The sequence below is a fragment of the Halobacterium sp. KA-6 genome, from assembly GCF_021029015.1.
GTDB lineage: Archaea > Halobacteriota > Halobacteria > Halobacteriales > Halobacteriaceae > Halobacterium.
In genome coordinates this window covers 260,288-275,241 of the sequence record NZ_JAJJZH010000002.1, presented here as the reverse complement: position 1 = coordinate 275,241, position 14,954 = coordinate 260,288, and the positions used below count along the sequence as shown (strand labels likewise).

General features: G+C 68.0%; 16 protein-coding genes. 6 read left to right on the top strand and 10 right to left on the bottom strand.

Annotated elements, in window-relative coordinates:
• Positions 1 to 80 precede the first annotated feature (80 nt).
• The 4 genes from LPA46_RS06450 to hemB form a co-directional block, all read right to left on the bottom strand.
• A complete protein-coding gene (locus LPA46_RS06450) occupies positions 81 to 596 on the bottom strand; it encodes a hypothetical protein (protein ID WP_230891876.1) in 516 nt (171 codons plus the stop codon).
• Positions 597 to 628: 32 nt separating this feature from the next.
• Complete coding sequence (locus LPA46_RS06445) at positions 629 to 1,093, bottom strand: hypothetical protein (protein ID WP_230891875.1); 465 nt, start codon at positions 1,091 to 1,093, stop codon at positions 629 to 631.
• Between the two features lie 31 nt (positions 1,094 to 1,124).
• The gene (gene hemL, locus LPA46_RS06440; protein WP_230891874.1) at positions 1,125 to 2,462 is read right to left on the bottom strand and encodes a glutamate-1-semialdehyde 2,1-aminomutase; all 1,338 of its coding nucleotides are present in this window, start codon (positions 2,460 to 2,462) and stop codon (positions 1,125 to 1,127) included.
• Between the two features lie 655 nt (positions 2,463 to 3,117).
• Complete coding sequence (hemB, locus tag LPA46_RS06435) at positions 3,118 to 4,104, bottom strand: porphobilinogen synthase (RefSeq protein WP_230891873.1); 987 nt, start codon at positions 4,102 to 4,104, stop codon at positions 3,118 to 3,120.
• A 320-nt stretch (positions 4,105 to 4,424) separates the two neighbouring features.
• On the opposite strand from hemB, the gene LPA46_RS06430 reads away from it, so the two are divergent.
• Both LPA46_RS06430 and LPA46_RS06425 read left to right on the top strand, forming a co-directional pair.
• Positions 4,425 to 5,669, top strand: coding sequence for an MFS transporter (locus LPA46_RS06430; RefSeq protein ID WP_230888217.1), 1,245 nt, complete (start codon positions 4,425 to 4,427; stop codon positions 5,667 to 5,669).
• Positions 5,670 to 5,717: 48 nt separating this feature from the next.
• Positions 5,718 to 6,251 (top strand): GNAT family N-acetyltransferase, encoded by a 534-nt coding sequence (locus LPA46_RS06425; protein WP_230891872.1) that lies wholly within the window; start codon positions 5,718 to 5,720, stop codon positions 6,249 to 6,251.
• Positions 6,252 to 6,463: 212 nt separating this feature from the next.
• Here the strand turns inward: LPA46_RS06425 and LPA46_RS06420 are convergent, their stop codons facing one another.
• The 5 genes from LPA46_RS06420 to LPA46_RS06400 all read right to left on the bottom strand — a co-directional run bounded on the left by LPA46_RS06420 (position 6,464) and on the right by LPA46_RS06400 (position 11,582).
• A complete protein-coding gene (locus LPA46_RS06420) occupies positions 6,464 to 6,730 on the bottom strand; it encodes a hypothetical protein (protein WP_230888215.1) in 267 nt (88 codons plus the stop codon).
• A gap of 664 nt (positions 6,731 to 7,394) precedes the next feature.
• The gene (locus tag LPA46_RS06415) at positions 7,395 to 9,530 is read right to left on the bottom strand and encodes a (Fe-S)-binding protein (RefSeq protein ID WP_230891871.1); all 2,136 of its coding nucleotides are present in this window, start codon (positions 9,528 to 9,530) and stop codon (positions 7,395 to 7,397) included.
• Between the two features lie 68 nt (positions 9,531 to 9,598).
• Complete coding sequence (locus LPA46_RS06410) at positions 9,599 to 10,306, bottom strand: energy-coupling factor transporter transmembrane component T family protein (RefSeq protein ID WP_230891870.1); 708 nt, start codon at positions 10,304 to 10,306, stop codon at positions 9,599 to 9,601.
• The gene (locus LPA46_RS06405) at positions 10,303 to 11,001 is read right to left on the bottom strand and encodes an energy-coupling factor ABC transporter ATP-binding protein (protein WP_230891869.1); all 699 of its coding nucleotides are present in this window, start codon (positions 10,999 to 11,001) and stop codon (positions 10,303 to 10,305) included. Before LPA46_RS06405 ends, LPA46_RS06410 begins: the two co-directional genes overlap by 4 nt.
• A complete protein-coding gene (locus tag LPA46_RS06400; RefSeq protein WP_230891868.1) occupies positions 11,001 to 11,582 on the bottom strand; it encodes a biotin transporter BioY in 582 nt (193 codons plus the stop codon). Before LPA46_RS06400 ends, LPA46_RS06405 begins: the two co-directional genes overlap by 1 nt.
• A 105-nt stretch (positions 11,583 to 11,687) precedes the next feature.
• On the opposite strand from LPA46_RS06400, the gene LPA46_RS06395 reads away from it, so the two are divergent.
• From LPA46_RS06395 to LPA46_RS06380, 4 genes are all read left to right on the top strand, one after another.
• Positions 11,688 to 12,269 carry a conditioned medium-induced protein 4 gene (locus LPA46_RS06395; protein ID WP_230891867.1) on the top strand — a complete coding sequence of 194 codons (582 nt, stop codon included), beginning with the start codon at positions 11,688 to 11,690 and terminating at the stop codon, positions 12,267 to 12,269.
• Positions 12,270 to 12,336: 67 nt separating this feature from the next.
• Complete coding sequence (locus tag LPA46_RS06390; RefSeq protein WP_230888209.1) at positions 12,337 to 12,975, top strand: hypothetical protein; 639 nt, start codon at positions 12,337 to 12,339, stop codon at positions 12,973 to 12,975.
• Entirely contained in the window at positions 12,972 to 13,598 is a 627-nt protein-coding gene (locus tag LPA46_RS06385; RefSeq protein WP_230888208.1) for a hypothetical protein, read from the top strand. Before LPA46_RS06390 ends, LPA46_RS06385 begins: the two co-directional genes overlap by 4 nt.
• A 37-nt stretch (positions 13,599 to 13,635) precedes the next feature.
• The gene (locus tag LPA46_RS06380; RefSeq protein WP_230891866.1) at positions 13,636 to 14,310 is read left to right on the top strand and encodes a CRISPR-associated protein Cas4; all 675 of its coding nucleotides are present in this window, start codon (positions 13,636 to 13,638) and stop codon (positions 14,308 to 14,310) included.
• A gap of 15 nt (positions 14,311 to 14,325) precedes the next feature.
• On the opposite strand, the gene LPA46_RS06375 is transcribed toward LPA46_RS06380, so the two are convergent.
• On the bottom strand, positions 14,326 to 14,925 hold the full coding sequence (locus tag LPA46_RS06375) for an L-threonylcarbamoyladenylate synthase (RefSeq protein ID WP_230888206.1): 600 nt from the start codon (positions 14,923 to 14,925) through the stop codon (positions 14,326 to 14,328).
• Positions 14,926 to 14,954 lie beyond the last annotated feature (29 nt).

Below are 14,954 nucleotides of genomic sequence, written 5' to 3'. Positions count from 1 at the left end.
TGAGCGCAGGGAACCGCGAGCCGCGTGACTATGACGTAACGCACGACGAGAAAATCAAATCCGAATCGTCGCGAGGCGACCTACTCGCGTTCGCCGCCGGCGGGCTCCCTGCGGTCGCCCGCGCGCAGTTCGTCGCGCCACTCCCAGAATGAGGCGGGCATGGCGACGTGGTCGCGGCGGTTGCGGAGGTAGCGAACCGAGATCCACGTGCCGAGGCCGGCGCCGGCGACGACGACGACCGCGGCGAGGGTCGCGCCCCGGAACAGCAACACGCTGCCGCCGACGACGAGGGCGTCCGCGAGCACGGCGATGCCGGGCGCGGAGAAGTCGTCGCCGGGCCAGTCGCTGCCCGCGGCGTCGACCGCGTGGCCGTCCATCCAGAGCGCCAGCGGCAGCGCGAGGAACGCCACGAGCGCGGGGATGCCGAGCGCGACGGCGGGCAGCGAGAGCACCTCGCCGGCGTCCGCGACGACGGCCTCCGGGACGACCTGGACGACGACGAACATCCACACCGAACACACCACCCAGAACGCGGTGACCAGCGGGACTGCGGCGACCCAGTACCACCACCGCGAGTCCACGCGGACCTCACTCATGCCCGTCCGTTAGGCGTCACGGCGTTTGTACCTCACGGGACGCCCACCGACTCGTGGCGCTTGTACAGGTAGTACACCGCCAGCGGCACCTGGAGGGGTTGGGCGACGAGGCCCGCGAGCCCGAGCAGGCCGTAGAGCACGGGGTCGGGGTTCCAGCGACCGGGCGCGTCCTCGACGGCGGTCGCGTCGTAGTAGATGGCCAGCGGGAACACCAGCGACAGCAGCAAGCCGACCGCTGCCAGCACGAAGACGAGCACGAACACGCCGGCGAACCCGAAGCCGACGCCCATCGGTATCCCCATGCCCGGTTCCATCGTCCCGGGGTCCATCGTGCCCATGCCGGTGAGCGCGAACGCGAACGCGGCGAGTCCGACGACGAATCCGAGCACGGTCCCGATTACGTAGTAAACGGGGACGGCGGCGACCCAGTACCACCAGCCCGACTCCGGATTGGCGTCGCTGCGCGCGTCCGTTTTCGTGGAGGGCGTCTCTGCCATACCCGGGTGTTCGCGCCCGGAGAAGAAAAGCCTAGAGGGCGTTCCGGTAGGCTTCGAGCGTGCGCTCGACGTCCTCCTCGGTGTGGCCGTAGGCGACGAACTGGGACTCGAACTGGTTCTGGGAGAGTAGAACGCCGTCGTCGAGGACCTGCGGGCGGAACACGCGGTTCCAGCGGTCGACCGCGCCGCGGCCGACGTCGGCGCCGTTCTTCGGGCAGGCGTCGAAGCGGTCGCACTCGGGGTTCTGCTCGCAGCCGTCCGCACACGGCCCGGACTGGGCGTCGCCGCGGCGCGTGAACAGCACCTTGAACAGGCTGTCCGTGCCGACGACGGTGTACTCGGGCGCTTGCTCGGCGACGATGTCGGTGAGCCCCTCGCGGAGTTTTCGGCCGAGACCGTTGACGTGCTCGTAGACGTCATGCTCCGCGGCGTACTTCAGCGTCTCGAGACCCGCGGCCATCGTCACGGGGTGGCCGGAGAACGTCCCCGCCTGGAAGACGTCGCCGACGGGCGTGAATTCCTCCATAATGTCGGTGCGGCCGCCGATGGCGCCGATGGGGAAGCCGCCGCCGACGATTTTCCCGAACGTCGTGACGTCTGGCGTGATGCCGTACTTCGACTGCGCGCAGCCGAGACCGCCGACGCGGAACCCCGTGATGACCTCGTCCCAGACGAGCAGCGCGCCGTTGTCGCGCGTGAGGTCGCGCAACGTCTGGTGGTAGCCGTCGATGGGTTCAACGATGCCCTTGTTCGCGAGGATGGGTTCCACGAGGACGGCGGCGATGTCGTCGTCGTGCTCCTCGAACACCTCGGTGACGGCGTCGGTGTCGTTGAACGGGACGGGAATCGTGTGTTCGGCGAACGCCGCGGGGATGCCCGCGCTGGACGGGCCGCGCTCCTCGCTGTCGCCCTCGACGAGCGTGGACTCCTGGGCGCCGTGGTAGCCGGACTGCATCACGACGATTTTGTCGCGGCCGGTGTAGCCCCGCGCGAGCCGCACCGCCGAGGTCGTGGCTTCGGTGCCGGTGTTGACGTACCGCATCATCTCGACGCTCGGGACGTGGCGCGCGACGAACTCCGCGTGCTCGACCTCCAGCTCCGTGGGGAGGCCGTACATCGGGCCCTCGCTGGTGCGCTGCTGGACGGCGGCTTCGACTGGTTCGGGGAGGTCGTGGCCCAACAGGAGCGGGCCGAGGCCCATCACCCAGTCGACGTAGCGGTTGCCGTCCGCGTCGACGACGTGGCCGCCGTCGCCCTTCCGGACGAACGTCGGGTACGGTTGCGGGGCGGCCCGCACCGTGGAGTTCACGCCGCCGACGAGTACGTCGAGCGAGCGGTCGTAGAGGTCGCGTGACGTCTCGCGGTTCATGGAGGAGCGTTGGAGGGGTCCCCGAAAATAGTTGATGGGTTCGGCGGTCGGCGTCGCTACCGAGGCGAGGTCACACAGAATCAGTCGCAGCCGCAACCGCGAAAGTGCCGGCCGGTGAGCACAGTCCGACGATGCTGGCCGGCGAACACACGGTGAGCACAGTCCGCTGTGGTCACAGACGGTTTCGTGGTCGTGTCACTGTATCACCCCCGTGGAGATGCGCGACCCGACGCCGCCGGTCGGGGACCCGAATTCGGGCACGTCCGCCCGCGAAAGCGCGCCTGCACGGGGCGCGAGCACACAGTCCGGGTTTCGGGTGGGTCCACCGTCGAATCCGGGCGTGGCTGACACAGGCGTTATGGATGTACGCACGTCCACTCCCAGATTCGAAACTGGGGCGTTCGTTTCGCGCATCTACAGTACAGTGACAGGACTGGATGGTATGTAAAAGTTTGCTTGACGAATGTGTTGTTTAGTTCGTATAGGGTAGACGAGCGCTCGAATTACAATCGGATTTAGTCCATATAAGGTCGTAAACCGTCCAGATAACTGGCCGTTCGACTGCCGGGACTGGACACACGTCTACGAAATAATTGCCGGAAATGGCCGGGGAAGCGGGCGCGCGGTCGAGCGCAGCGGGACCGCGAGCCGTGCGCTACTCCGACAGCGACTCGGCGACGTCCTCTGCAAAGTACGTGATGATGAGGTCCGCGCCCGCGCGCTTGATGGACAGCAGGGACTCCCGGGCGGTCTCCTCGACGTCCATCCAGCCGTTCTCCGCGGCAGCGTGCAGCATCGCGTACTCGCCGGAGACGTTGTACGCCGCGACCGGGCGGTCGAACTGCTCGCGCACGTCCGAGACGATGTCGAGGTACGGGAGCGCGGGCTTGACCATCAACACGTCCGCGCCCTGTTCGACGTCGAGTGCGACCTCCCGCGTTGCCTCGCGGCGGTTCGCCGGGTCCATCTGGTAGTGCCGCCGGTCGCCGAACGCGGGCGCGCCGTCCGCGGCGTCCCGGAACGGCCCGTAGAACGCCGATTCGTACTTCGCCGCGTAGCTCATGATGGGGACGTCCGTGAAGCCCGCGGCGTCCAGCGCCTCGCGGATGGCCGCGACCATCCCGTCGGTCATCGACGACGGCGCAATCATCTCCGCGCCCGCCTCCGCGTGCGAGACCGCCGTCTTCGCCAGGAGGTCCAGCGTCTCGTCGTTCTTCACTGTGAGGTCGGGGTCCTCGTCGGCGTGCTCCTCGAGAATCCCGCAGTGGCCGTGGCTCGTGTACTCACAGAGGCAGACGTCCGTGATGACGTACGCGTCCGTCTCATTCGTGATGCGACGCACGGCCTCCTGGACGACCCCGTCGTCGGCGTACGCCCGCGTGCCGCGCTCGTCTTTCGACTCCGGAATGCCGAACACGATGACGGCCTCCACGCCCGTCGTGAGAATCTCCTCGACGCGCGCCACCGCCTCGTCGACCGGCACGCGCTCGTGGCCAGGCATCGACTCGATGGGCACCCGCTCGTCGGTCGTCGCGTCCACGAATACGGGCGCGACGAAGTCCGTCGGCTCCAGGCTCGTCTCCGACACCAGCCCGCGCACGCCGTCCCGCCGCAGCCGCCGCGGTCGGTCCGTCAGGTCCATGCAGGAGTCTGGGAGCCGCGAGCCAAAAGGGTTCGCGGAACCGGCGTCAGTTATCGTAGTTGCTTGGAACGCTGCCGTAGACGACGTTAACACCTGAAAGGGCGAGCGGCTCTCGGCTCGGGGGACTCGCTGCGCGCGCTCGCTCCCGCTGGTCGCTCACGTGCTTGCTTCGTCCGCCTTCGCAGGGAGCCGCTCGCCCTTTCAATCCGCCAGGGTAGCGGTTGTCTCACTGGCCGAATCGGTCGGCTGTGACATCGCCGAGGGCCCACGTCGCCGTCCGGTTTCACAACCGTCTTTGCCCACCCAATCTACCCGCGACTGTGGACCGGGACCGACTCCAACTCTACTCGCTGTACGTCTCGCGGTTCGCGGGCGGCTTCGGGTTCAGCGCGCTCGCGGTGCTCCTGCCGAAGTACGCCAACGCGCTCGACGCGTCGGGCATCATGCTCGGGCTGTTCTACGCGGGGTTCACGGCGACGCAGGCACTCGTCGTTGTGCCGCTGGCGTGGGCGGGCGACCGCTACGACAAGCGCGCCATCTTCCTCGGACTGCTCGCGTTCGGCGTCGTCGTCTCGCTGGCGTTCACGCTCGTTGAGACCTCGTGGCAACTCGTCGCAGTTCGCGGCGGACAGGGGATTCTCGCGACTGGGATGGGGTTGTTGAGCCTCTCGCTGGTGGGCGAACTCGCGACCGCGGAGACGCGCGCGAACTACATCGGGAAGGCGAACTCGTGGCGGCTGGCCGCGTCGCTGCTCGGCCTCGCCGCCGCGGGCGTGCTCTACGACCGCTACGGCTTCGAACCCGTCTTCTACGTGCTCGCGGTGCTGTTCGTCGTCGCGTTCGTTGCGGTCCTCGTGCTGCTGGACGCCGACGACACTCGCATCGAGGGGTTCCCGTTCAGCAATCTCGCGCTGAACGGCCGCATCCTCACGCTCACGAGCTTCCGCGCGCAGTACGCCGTCGCCGTCACGCTCGTGCGCTCGTGGGTCGCCGTCTTCGCGGGCGTCACCGCCGCACAGGGCGGCCTCGCGTACAGCGGCACCGTCCTCGCGGTCGTGCTCAGCGCCGAGAAGTTCACGAACATGCTGTTCCAGCCGTTCACGGGCCGTCTCTCGGACACCTACGGGCGCTCGCTATTCGTCGCTGCGGGCGGCGCTGCCTACGGCTTCGTCGCGCTCGCGGTCCCGTTCACGCCCGCCATCGGGTCCGCGCTCGGCTTCCCGGCTTCGCTCCCCCTGCTGGGTGCGGCGTCGACGGCGTTCGTGCCGCTCGTCGCCGCCAACGGCCTCCTCGGCATCGCGGACTCGTTCCGCGAGCCAGCGAGCATGGCGCTGTTCGCCGACGAGGGCATCGACGGCGAGGGCATCGCGTCCTCGTTCGGCGTGCGCGAACTCGTTTGGCGTCCCGGCAGCGTGCTCGCGCCCGTCCTCGGCGGGTACCTCATGTCGCAGTTCGGGATGGAGTGGGCGTTCTACGTCGGCGGCGCGTTCGCGCTCACCGGCGTCGCGACGTTCCTCGCGGTGCTCGTGCGCACACACGGCGCGCAAGCGCTCACGGAGTGGTGAACTGAATTTCAGCGAACCTATAACCGCTCGCGAGCGTCACCGTCGACTATGCCCGGACCAGCCTTCCAGATTGGCGACAGCGTCTCCCTCCACCCCATCGAGGAGGAGGACCACGAGTTCATCCAGTACGGCCGCAACCACCCCGACGTGCGCGTGCCGCTGACGGACACGACCATCAAGACCGTCGAGGACGTCGCGGAGATGCTCGAAGACGAGGACTACCACTTCCTCATCTGCACTGAGGGAGAAGAGGGCGACCCCGAGCCGGTCGGAGTTGTGGCGTTCGGCTGGGTGAGTGCGCCCGGCGAGCGCGGCAACCTCATGTACTGGGTCGCGCCCGAACACCAGGGGAACGGCTACGTCACCGAGGGGACAGAGCTGTTCCTTGACTACGCGTTCGGCGAGTGTGGCTTCCACAAGGTCGACGCGCGCGTCCTCGTGCCGAACGAGCCGTCGTGGAAGGCCCTCGAAAAACTCGGATTCGAGCGCGAGGGCCGCCGCCGCGACGACGCCATCCTCGACGGCGAGTACGTCGACGCGTACTCCTACGGCCTGCTCGACGAGGAGTGGCTGGACGCCTAGGGTAGTTGTCTCTGCGGGTTCTTTGTGCAGCGTTCTGAGTGCAACAGCCGCTAAGTACAGCCTCTGAACTCCCCAATATTATTTCCAGTACACAAATAATATATTACATAAACGCACTATCTCGATATATGGGGGAAAGAGCAAACAGTGTACGTCGCCGTGATGTCTTGGCTTTGGCCGCTACAAGTTCCGTTGGCTTGAGTAGCGGTTGCTTAGACCTGATCCGAGGAAGCTCCCCCTCTCATCCCCAGCTCGGATGGGTAGCCGTCGAAAACTATCATCCAGACCCACAGCGCCTCGAAATCGAGATCGAACGTGAGGATACCGTCGTTCACGAATCGCGTCACGAACTCGCGGGGAAACCTGAGAGTCGAATCCCTGGTGCGGTGCTGGAGTGCACGTGGGGAGATGAGCCGGGACCATACACCCTCCGAGGTCGGATTGCTGATGGTGACTGGGTCGAACGCGTGGTCGACCACACGATCGATGAGGAGACTCCGAAGTGCGTCATTGCCGAAGGGGCATACGCAAGATACGGCTCAACTGAGTTTGGATGGCTAATCCAGGACTGGTGTGAGGAGGTCCCGTCCTATCAGGGCGGATGCTCATTTGCGAACTCAAATTCGTAGTACAGCGGTTGCTGCAGCACTCGAATGTCGATATGCTGGCCAGAACGTCGGGCTGCTCAGGACCTTCGACCGTTTCAAAAGAAAACCAAGGCGGATTCCCCGCCCCACCGTGGGCGGGGAGGAAGCCGACACTCGCTGCATCATACCAGTCTTTTAGTGAATCCCATCCCACTAGTCTGGTAGTGGCCGGCGGCCCACAGTTGTCGCCGGCCACGGGCCGCAGTCAACCGGCCCTGAAGTCAGGGATGCCGACCCGTGAACGCCCGAAACCCCTTCGGGTATGACGCGGTGAGTCCACTGACAAGCCACGGGCCACCGTGCCCGTCGCAGTTGACTCGGTGCCACATCGCCCTCAAACCCGAAGCTGAACATGCTTGCCATATCTTACACGTCGGTCCGGACGTCGTCTGAGACTGATGGAAATATCAGCGGTCAATACGCAAACCGACTCGCCGAATCACTCGCTCAGTTTCGGGCACAAATCTGAATAAAGAAATCGCGCCAGCAACTACGGCTAGTCCGCGGCCGCGCTCGTCGCGCCCGCACTGTTCTCTTCGTTTTTCGCCTCGATGGCTTCCACGAGTAGTTCAGTGACGTCCGTGATTTCGATGTCGTCCTCGTAGCCACCCGTTTTGCGGCCGTCCTCGTACATCGTCATGCACATCGGGCACGCGACGACGAAGCGGTCGACGTCCGGGCCGGCGTCCGTGTCCTCTAAGGCCTCGCGGATGCGCTCCTCGCTGGGCTTGGTCTCTTCCTCGAAGTCCATCCAGAGACCGCCACCGCCGCCACCACAGCAGAACGAGTCGTCGCGGTTGCGCGGCATCTCGTCGAGCGTGACGCCGGTCGCGCGTACGACTTCGCGGGGCGCCTCGAACTCGCCGTTGTACCGTCCGAGGTGACAGGGGTCGTGGTACGTAACCGTCTCGTCCAGTTCCGTCCCCGTGAGCCCGAGCGCGCCCTGATTGACGAGGTTCTCGACGACCTGCGTGTAGTGGTAGACGGAGTCGCCGTCCTTGAAGCCGAACTGCTCGTACTCGTTCGAGAAGGTGTTATACGAGTGGGGGTCCGTGCAGACGATGTTCTCGTAGTCGCAGGCCTGGAAGGCCTCGATGTTCTGTTCGGCGACCATCTCGTAGAGACCCTCCTCGCCGACGCGGCGGATGTCGTTGCCGTCGTTCTGCTCGTCCTCGTAGAGGATGCCGTAGGAGACGCCAGCCTCCTCGAAGACCCGCGCTAGGGAGCGCGCGACGTGCTGGTTGCGCTCGTCGTAACTCGGGTAGTCGCCGACGTACCAGAGGTACTCCACGGACTGCTCGCGGGCGTCGGGCACCTCGAAGTCCAGTTCCTCGGTCCAGTCGGGGCGTTTGCGGTCGGGGTCGCCGAACGTGTTGCCCTTCTGGAAGACGTTCATCACGGCCTCCTCGACGTTCTTGTTCATCTGGCCGGACTCGGTGAGGCGGCGGTTCATCTCCGTGAATTGCGTGACGTGCTCGATGTCCACCGGGCAGGCGTCCATGCACGCCATACAGGACATGCAGGACTCCATCGTCTGGGCGTCGACGACGGAGGTGCCGCCGTCCGCGACGATGTCGACCTCCTCGCGGTCGCCCGCTTCGAGGCCTTCGCGGTAGGCTTTCAGGTCGAGGATGACGTCGCGGGGGTCGAGGGGGCGGCCGGCGGCCTTGGCGGGGCAGGCCGACGAGCAGCGTCCGCACTTCGTGCAGGCGTCGTGGTCGAGCAGCTGCTTCCAGGTGAAGTCCTCGATGTCGGAGGGGCCGATTTCCTCGGGGCTGGCGTCCTCGGGGACGCGGGGGAGCCGTTTGCCGGCGTCCTCGTCGCGGGTGACGAGGTTGGCGTAACTGGAGAGCATGTGGAACGGCTTGGCGTAGGGGACGCTGGCGACGAACGCGAGCGCGAGCAGCGCGTGACTCCACCAGACGACGGGGTAGGCGGCGGCTGCGGCGTCGGCGGTGACACCTACCGCTTGCAGGACGTCTTTGACGAACCAGCCGACGAAGGAGACGGTTTCGAAGGAGACGTCGCGGGTGGCGCTGGTGCCGAGGATGCGGACGCCCTCGGTGAGGTAGCCGCCGACGCCCAGGAGGAACAGCGTCCAGACGAAGAGGTCGTCCTCGGTGCTAGTGTGTTTGCCCCAGAGGCGACCATAGCGCACCCAGTAGCGGCGGTAGATGGCCATGCCGACGCCGACGACGAACAAGAGTCCCATCGCGTCGGCGAGGAATGAATAGATGAGGTAGAAGTCGCCGACGAAGAAGGAGGGCTGGCCGAGGACGAGCGTCCAGAGGTCCATGTCGATGCCGAGGATGGTGGTCGCAATCAACAGCGTCAGGAACCCCCAGAGAATGAAGGTGTGCATGAGGCCGGCGTAGAGGTCGCGGTCGAACTGTTTTTCGTTAGTGATGGCGAGTTTCGCGGCGGTGAGGACGCGTACGGGCAGGTCGGTGAGTCGGTCGACGGGGTCGTCGGCGCCGCGGGCGTACGTGGCGAATCGGTGGTAGACGCCGTACAGGAAGATGGCGACGGCGACCGCGGCGAGGTAGTAGAACAATGCCTCGCCGACGTGGCCGATGCGCCAGAACGTGGGCCGCGTCTCGGCCCCTGCTTGCGCCAGCACGAACGAAGACATAGCTGAAACCCCGGCGACGACCCGCATAAAGGTTGGCAACCGGAAGACCACGTGCGAACAGTTTCTTCTCAGATGAGCGCGGCGGCCGCCAGCGCGAGCGCGACGCCGGTCGCCAGCCAGTCACGCCCACGATATGCGAGCGGCGGTGGCGTGGGGTTCCACGCGAAACAGCGCGCGCGGAGCGCGACCGAGAGCCGGCTCGCGCGGTCGAGCGCCCGGGCGAGGCCGCCGACGGCGACGAGGCGGATGCGTTCGCGGAGCGGGCGCTCGCTCCCGAGGCGCGCGTTCACGGCGTCGCGGCGGCCCGCTAAGTCCGACTGGAGCACGGGGAGGAAGCGGAAGACGAGCGCGATGGCGACGCCCGCGACCGCGCCGACGCGCCCCGGCAGCAGCCACCGCACGGCCGCCCGCGAGTCCCGCGTCGGGGTGCTGTAGACGTACGCGGCCGCGACGAGCAACACGAGCACGACGCGGTAGGACGCCAGCGCCGCGGCCGCGGCCGCTTCGAGGCGAACCCACGGTGGTCCGAGCGTGAGCGCGGCGACGACCGGGCCGGCCACGAGGAACGGGAGCGCGACCCAGAACTCGCGGAGCGCCGCGAGCGGCGAGGCGTCCGCGAGGTACGGCGCGACGACTGCCAGCGGCGTCAACAGCGCGAGCCCGACTGGGGTGGTGTGCGCGAACGCGACTAGCGCGAACGCGGCCTGCAGCGCGAGTTTCGCTCGGGGGTCGAGGGCGTGCAGGACTCCACTACCCGGCCGGTACGCGAGCGTCACGGCAGGCGCACCCCGAGGTCGGGGAGGCGTTCACGGACGCGCTCGGGCGGGCCGTCGGCCGCAATCCCGCCGTCCGCGAGCGCGACCACGCGGTCCGCAAATTCCCAGACATCGCGGAGGTCGTGGGTGACAACGACGAGGCTGGTCCCGGCGTCGTGGAGCGCGCGCAGGCGGTCGAGGACGGACTGACGCGCGGGCCAGTCCAGACCCGTGAACGGTTCGTCGAGCACGAGGTGGTCGGGGCGCATCGCGAGCGCGCCGGCGATGGCGACGCGGGCCTGCTCGCCGCCGGAGAGTTCGTCGATGCGCTCGTCGGCGCGGCCCCCGAGTTCGACCGCGTCGAGCGCTTCCGCGACGCGCTCGTCGATTTCCTCGCGGGGGAGGCCGAGGTTCTCCGGGCCAAACGCGACGTCGGCGCCGACGGTCGCGCCGACGAAGCCGTCGCGTGGGTCCTGGAAGACCATGCCCACGCTCGCGCGCGCCGCCACGAGGTCGTCGTGGACTGGCGTGCCGTTCACGCGGACCTCCCCCTCGTCGGGTTCGAGCAGGCCGTTGAGGTGGCGGACCAGCGTCGTCTTCCCGGAGCCGTTCGCGCCCGCGAGCACGACGCACTCGCCGTCCGCGACGTCGAGGCTGACGCCGTCGAGGGCGGCGGCGTCGCCGTAGCGGTGCGTGAGGTCGTCGACGGCGAGCATCAGGCGGCGCCGAGGTCTTCGGTGCGCGTGATGCCGACCGCGGCCGCGATTTTGAACGCCTCCGCGGGGACGAACGCGACGGCGGCGACGAGGAACGCGCGGTAGAGGCCGACGTTCTGGACGACGGCGTAGCCGAGCGTGCCGCCCGCGTAGACGACGACGGTGCCCGCGAGCATCGCGGCGACCAGCCGCGGGACCGAGACGTCCCGGGGTTTCGAGAGCCCGCTCGTGCCGTGCGCGAGCAGGCCGACCAGCGCGGCCGCGACCGGGTACGACCAGAGGTAGCCGCCGTAGGGGCCCAGTAGTGCGCCGAGGCCCGCGCTACCGCCCGCGAAGACGGGTGCGCCGACCGCGCCCGCCGCGAGGTACAGCGCCAGCGAGAGGCCGCCCCAGACGGGGCCGAGGTAGATGCCTGCGAGGAACACGCCCAGCACCTGCAGCGTGACCGGGGCCGGGGAGACGGGGTTCGGGAACGATACGTACGCGAACGCGCCCGCGAGCGCCGCGAAGACGGCGGCGCGGGCGACGCGTTCGACGATTTCGTCGCCGACAAGGTCGACGGAGTCGGATTCGACGCTCACGGACCGACCACTCTCGTCAACCCGTTTCAATTCTCTGGTTCACGGGGCTAGCGTGGTAAGCCAACAGACATATAGCGGCGCACTCCGCTAGGGTGTCACTATTACATGGACGAGAAGACCGAGGAACTCCGGGACATCTTCGTCGACGTCGCCGACGGCGACACTGTCACCGAATCCCAGGAGGAGACCCACGGGTCGCTCGCCTCCGAGGCCGACGTCGAAGCCCGGCTCCGCGAGACGGTCGCGGAGATGCGCGAGGACCTCGACTTCGAGACGTCGCTGTCCGTCGACGAACTCACGACACTCGTCGAGCGCTTCTACGACGAGGACAGCGACGCCGACATCGCGGACGAACTCGGCGTCGACGAGCAGACCGTAATCGAGGCCCGCCTCGACCTCCACCTGCTCCGCGAGGCCGACACCGACGCCCCCCTCGACCGCGTGCGCGACGCCGACGAGTCCGCCGAGGCCCTCGCGGACGAACTCGGCGTCGACGCGGGGACCATCCGGCACTACCAGCGCGTCGTCGAGACTCGCGAGGAGCGCCGGCGGCTCAACGACCGCTACCGCGCTGAATTCGAGAACGCGCTCCAGGACCGCGAGATATCCGAACGCCTCACGAGTTCCGTCCACGAGGACGGCCTCGAGGGCGCGACGGAGGGCCAGGAGACGAACATGGACATCTGAGCGCGCGCCAGTCGGCGGCCGCGCGTGCCGGCGGTTTTATGCCTGGTTCTCCCGACAGCACGTACGAATGAGCGACGGTGCCCCTTCCGACGAGGCGTCCAGCGCGGAGCTCGCCGAGGACGTGCTCGAACGGCTGTTCCGTGACAGTTGGACGAACGCCGTGCTCGCGTGGCTGCTGGTCGCCGTGCTCGCGCTCGTGTTCGCCGACAGCGTCCTCGACTTCGACCGGCAGTGGATGGTCTTCGTCGCCGCCGCCGGCGCTATCGTCCTCGTGCCGCCGGTCGCCTTCCGCGAGTGGCGCGTCATGCTCCCGTGGGAACTGCTCGTGCTCGCGTTGCTCCCGATTCTCGTGCGCGGGCTGTTCGGCGGCACCGTCGGCACGTTCGCGACGTACTTCGCGCTCGCCGCGCTCGCGCTCGTCGTCGTCGTCGAACTCCACCTGTTCACCGCGCTGGAAGTCACGCACTGGTTCGCCGTCGTGCTCGTCGTGATGACGACGCTGGCGTCGGGTGCCGCGTGGGCGGTCGTCCGCTGGAACTTCGACCAGTTCCTCGGCACCTCGTATCTCACGGACAACTACGCGCTGATGATGGAGTTCGTCTGGGTGACGCTCGCCGGGTTCGCCGCGGGCGTCCTCTTCGACGCGTACTTCCGGCGGCGCGACCGCTGGCTCCGCCGCGCGCTCTCCCGGGTGGTGCCGGTATGACGCTGCTCCCGCGGCCCGCGCCCGCGACCCAGCGCGCCATCACGCGCACGATGCAGGTCGTGCTCGCCGGGCTCGTCGTCTACGGCTTCCTCCGCGGCAACTCCAAGGCCGTTGTCAATGGCTCGATTACGCTGCTCATCACGTTCGTTCCTGCACTGTTGGAGCGCCGCTACGACCTCCCGCTGGACCCGTGGCTCGCGCTCTGGCTCACTGCCGCCGTCTTCCTCCACGTGCTCGGCTCGTCGGGGCTGTACGTCCACATCCCGTGGTGGGACCACGTCACGCACGCGCTGTCGGCGTCGCTGGTCGCCGGCGCGGGCTACACGGTCGCGCGCGCCATCGACCTCCACCACGAGGAAATCACCATCCCGTCGCGCATCGCGTTCGTCTACCTCTTCGTCGTGGTGTTGTCGTTCGGCGTCGTCTGGGAGCTGTTCGAGTTCGCTCTCGATGTCGCCTCCCAGGAGACCGGGCTGACGATGCCGCTGGCCCAGCACGGCCTCGACGACACGGTCAAGGACTTCATGTACAACTCGCTGGGCGCGCTCGTCGTCGGCGTGTTCGGGCAGGCCCACCTCGTCGGCGTCGCCGAGACCGTCGAGGACTGGTGGCTCGCCCGGTAGCGAACGTTCAAGTACGAGTACGGGACCACCCCGTGGCGTGTCCGACGACCGCTCGAATTCTGTCGCGTTCAGCGACCTCGCGCGCGCCGCGTACTGCCCGCGCCAACTCTACTACGCGCGTCGCGACGATCGCAGCCCGCCGGCCGAGCACGACCACGCCCGCGAGCTCGCCGGCCAGTACGACGCGCTCGCGGTCGCTTCCGAGGCTGCGCTCGCGACCTACGACCTCGCTGTCGAACCCCCCGAGTTCCGGTCGAACCTCCGCGCTAGCCTCGACCGCCACCCCCGCGTCGCCGACCCCGCGGAGACCGCCGTGTTCGTCCGCGGGAAGGGCGCACACGGTCGCGTGGGAAGCGTTCACACTGGCCCACTGGCGGTGTCGGTAGTCACGCCCGGGAGCCCACCCGAAGCCGGGGTGTGGGAGCCCCAGTCAGTGCGCACGGTTGCCGACGCGAAAGCGCTCGCGTGGCGAGAGCAAGAGCCGGTCGAGCGCGCGGACGTCGAGTACGCTCGCCACGGCGTCGTCCGCGAACTCACGCTGACGACCCGCCGGAGAGCCGCCTACCAGCGTGCGCTCCGCGCCGGCCGCGCGCTCGACGGCCCACCGCCGCGGCTCCACGACGACGCGAAGTGCGGCGCCTGCGAGTACAGCGACGAGTGCGGGACGAAGACCCGCACGCTCAGTTCGCTGCTGTCGCTCGGAGACGACTGATCGCGAGCGGTCGCGCTACGCGTGCTCGGCGAGCCAGTCGCGGACAGCGTCGGCGTTCGCGCCCTCGCGGAGAATCTCGCTGCGTTCGACGTCCACGACCGTGCTCCCGGTCCCGCCCGGGGTTTCGCCGGCGTTGAGGACGGCGTCGACCTGATCGCGGAATTCGGGGTTGAGGTCGCCGGGGTTCGTGACGCTCGGCTCGCCGGAGACGTTCGCGCTCGTCGCCGTAATCGGCGCCACGCGGTTGAGCAGCGCGAGCGCGACGTCGTGGTCGGGGACGCGGACGCCGACCTTTGCGCGGCCGCCCGTGAGGACGTCCGGCACGCTGTCGCGCTTCTCGCAGACGAGCGTCACCGGACCGGGGAGGAACTCGTCGGCGAACGCGCGCTCGGTCTCGCTCAGTCGGACGTGCTCGCTGGCGCTGCGCGCGTCCGGGAACGCCGCGGAGAGCGGCTTGTCGCGGTCTCGGCCCTTCGCCTCGAAGACGGCTTCGACGACGTCCGCGTCGAGGGCGTCCGCACCGAGGCCGTAGACGGTCTCTGTCGGATAGACGACGAGGCCGCCGTCCCGGATGGTGTCGGCGGCCGCGTCGAGGGCCGCGTCGCTGACAGTCATACTCGAGTGGTCGGTCGCCGCGCGAAAAA